General features: G+C 65.9%; 2 protein-coding genes and 1 rRNA gene. 2 read left to right on the top strand and 1 reads right to left on the bottom strand.

Going from position 1 to position 2,645, the window contains the following annotated elements; translation table 11 throughout:
• A partial coding sequence (locus AC067J_RS43965) for an MFS transporter (protein WP_478308507.1) occupies positions 1-971 on the bottom strand: 971 nt, incomplete at its 3' end.
• Between the two features lie 154 nt (positions 972-1,125).
• Here AC067J_RS43965 and AC067J_RS43960 point away from each other — a divergent pair.
• Entirely contained in the window at positions 1,126-1,692 is a 567-nt protein-coding gene (locus tag AC067J_RS43960; protein ID WP_056654199.1) for a MarR family winged helix-turn-helix transcriptional regulator, read from the top strand.
• A 642-nt stretch (positions 1,693-2,334) separates the two neighbouring features.
• Positions 2,335-2,645: ribosomal RNA gene (locus AC067J_RS43955) — 16S ribosomal RNA — on the top strand; the annotation flags it as partial.

The raw sequence follows: 2,645 nt of genomic DNA, 5'->3' as shown, positions 1-2,645 counted from the left end.
GTCGGCGACAGCATCGCCTCACCGAGCCCGAACAGCGCGTACGTGGAGATGAACGCGGCGGTCGCCATGGTCTGGCTGCCGTGCCCGAGGCCCGCGTACCCGGCGATGAGCCACGCCACGGTCCAGATGAGACCGACGGCCGCGATCATCCGGGTCCGCTTCCGGCGCTCGACGAACTTCAGCACCAGGAACTGGGCCGCCACGATGACCGCCGTGTTGGCGGCCAGCGCGATCCCGAGCGTCGACGGCTCGATCCCGGCGGCCTCCGTGCCGTAGGCGGCGAGACCCGACTCGAACTGTCCGTAGCAGGCGAAGAAGAGGACGAAGCCGAGGACGCACAGCTGCACCATCGCCTTGTGCCCGAGCAGCGCGCGCACGCCGCCGCCCTTGCCGCCCTCGGAGGGCCGCGTGCCCCGCAGCGCGGGGGAGCCCGGCATCCGCACGGTCCCGACGACCGCGCCGAGCACCAGGAACATCGCCGCCTCGATCGAGAACAGCAGGATGAAGCTGCCCGGCCGGCTCGTGTCGACCAGCAGGCCGCCGATCAGACCACCGACACCGAGGCCGAGGTTCTGCAGGAAGAACTGCATGGCGAAGGCCCGGGTCCGGCCCACCGGCGTCGAGCACCAGACGATCATCGTGGCGAGCGCCGGCTGGAGCACCGCCGTACCGGCACCGAGCAGCGCCGCGGCCCCCACGGCCGCCGGCACGCTCGAAGCGAAGCCCATGCCCACCGCACCCACGGCGGCCACGACCGAGGCCACGAGGAGCACGGGCACCGGCCCGCGCCGGTCGATGGCCCGCCCGCTGAAGGGCAGCACCACGAGCGCGGCCATGGCGAAGACGGCGAGAACGATGCCCGCGGTCGCCGCGCCCAGATCCCGCACCTGAGCGACGTACACATAGAGGTACGGCACGGTGAAGCCGAGTCCGAACGCGCTCAGCGCGCTGCCTGCCTGAATACGGCGCATCGCAGCGCCCCTCGCCTTGGTCACACTCACCCACTTCGGTCGCAGGTTCAGAGGTGTAGCCCTGAACCTTGAAGACTTAACTCCTAAAGTTAACGTCTTAACAGTACACACCGAAGGACTTCAATGCCAACGGGGTACGTGGGATACTCGCCGCATGTCCGACACCCCCGAGCGCCCAGGCCCGCAGGCCCCGCAGGAGCCGAGCCTCGACGAGCAGATCGCGGCCTACCAGCGCGAGTACCGCGACCTCGACCCCCAGGTGGAGAAGGTCGTCTCCGCCCTCGGCCGGCTGAACCGCCGGATGAACGTGGCGTACGGCCGCCAGCTCGCCGACCTCGGCATCAGCAACGCCGAGTGGGAGGTCCTCAAGACCCTCGTCCTCGCCGGAGCGCCCTACCGCCTCGGCCCGGGCGAGCTCGCCAAGCGACTGGGCCTCACCCCGGCCGCGATGACCCACCGCATCGACCGCATGGCGGGCGAAGGCCTGGTCACCCGCGACCGCGACGAGAACAACCGGGTCCGCGTGATCGTCGAGCTCACGGACGAAGGCCGCTCGAAGTGGCTGGAGGCCATGCGCATGGCCACGGACTTCGAGGAGGAGCTCCTCCAGGACCTCACGACGGACGAGCGGGGAGTCCTCGGCGAGGTCCTCATCCGTCTCCTGCGCCGCGTCGAGCTGACCCAGCCGGACGCCGGCGGCCGCCTCACTGACCTGGACTGACGCCACCACCACGGCCACCCGGCAGGGGGTTGACACGCCCCCTCCGGATCCGTAATGTTCTCCGAGTTGTCACGGAGCCGGAACGGTTCTTCGACAGCCACTCACGCCGCAGATGCGGCACCTCTTCTCTGCACGATCTCCCCACCGGGATGAATTTCGGCATGCCGAAATTCAATTCGAAAACTCGATTATGAGTTGACGGGAAGAATCCGCTAGAGTTTGAGTCGTCGGAACGGCCCAACAGCCGGAAAGACAAACCCCGCTGACTGGGGATCAGGCGCCGAAAGGATCTGATAGAGTCGGAACCGCCGGAAGGGCCCGGAGCGAAAGCGAACGGGACCGGAAAGCACCGAGGAAATCGGATCGGAAAGATCTGATAGAGTCGGAAACGAAGGAAAAGCCCGGAGGAAAGCCCGCGAGGGTGAGTACAAAGGAAGCGTCCGCACCTTGAGAACTCAACAGCGTGCCAAAAATCAACGCCAGATTAGTTGATACCCCGTCCATCTTCGGATGGTCGAGGTTCCTTTGAAAAAGTCCACCCTTCGGGGTGGCAATTACACAGCGAGGACGCTGTGGACAGTCGGCCTTATTCCGGCATGACTGTCCCGCTCAACGCGAGTGTGACCCGATTACGGGTAAACATTCACGGAGAGTTTGATCCTGGCTCAGGACGAACGCTGGCGGCGTGCTTAACACATGCAAGTCGAACGATGAAGCCCTTCGGGGTGGATTAGTGGCGAACGGGTGAGTAACACGTGGGCAATCTGCCCTTCACTCTGGGACAAGCCCTGGAAACGGGGTCTAATACCGGATAACACCGGCTTCTGCATGGAAGCTGGTTGAAAGCTCCGGCGGTGAAGGATGAGCCCGCGGCCTATCAGCTTGTTGGTGGGGTAATGGCCTACCAAGGCGACGACGGGTAGCCGGCCTGAGAGGGCGACCGGCCACACTGG

The sequence above is a fragment of the Kitasatospora sp. NPDC042419 genome, assembly GCF_056437345.1.
The sequence above is the reverse complement of the archived record's forward strand: the minus strand, read 5'-3'. Positions and strand labels throughout refer to the sequence as shown.

What these genes read in the sequence shown, in the direction of transcription:
- AC067J_RS43960 (WP_056654199.1), top strand. Translation starts at nt 1,126, where the DNA reads ATGTCCGACACCCCCGAGCGCCCAGGCCCGCAGGCCCCGCAGGAGCCG.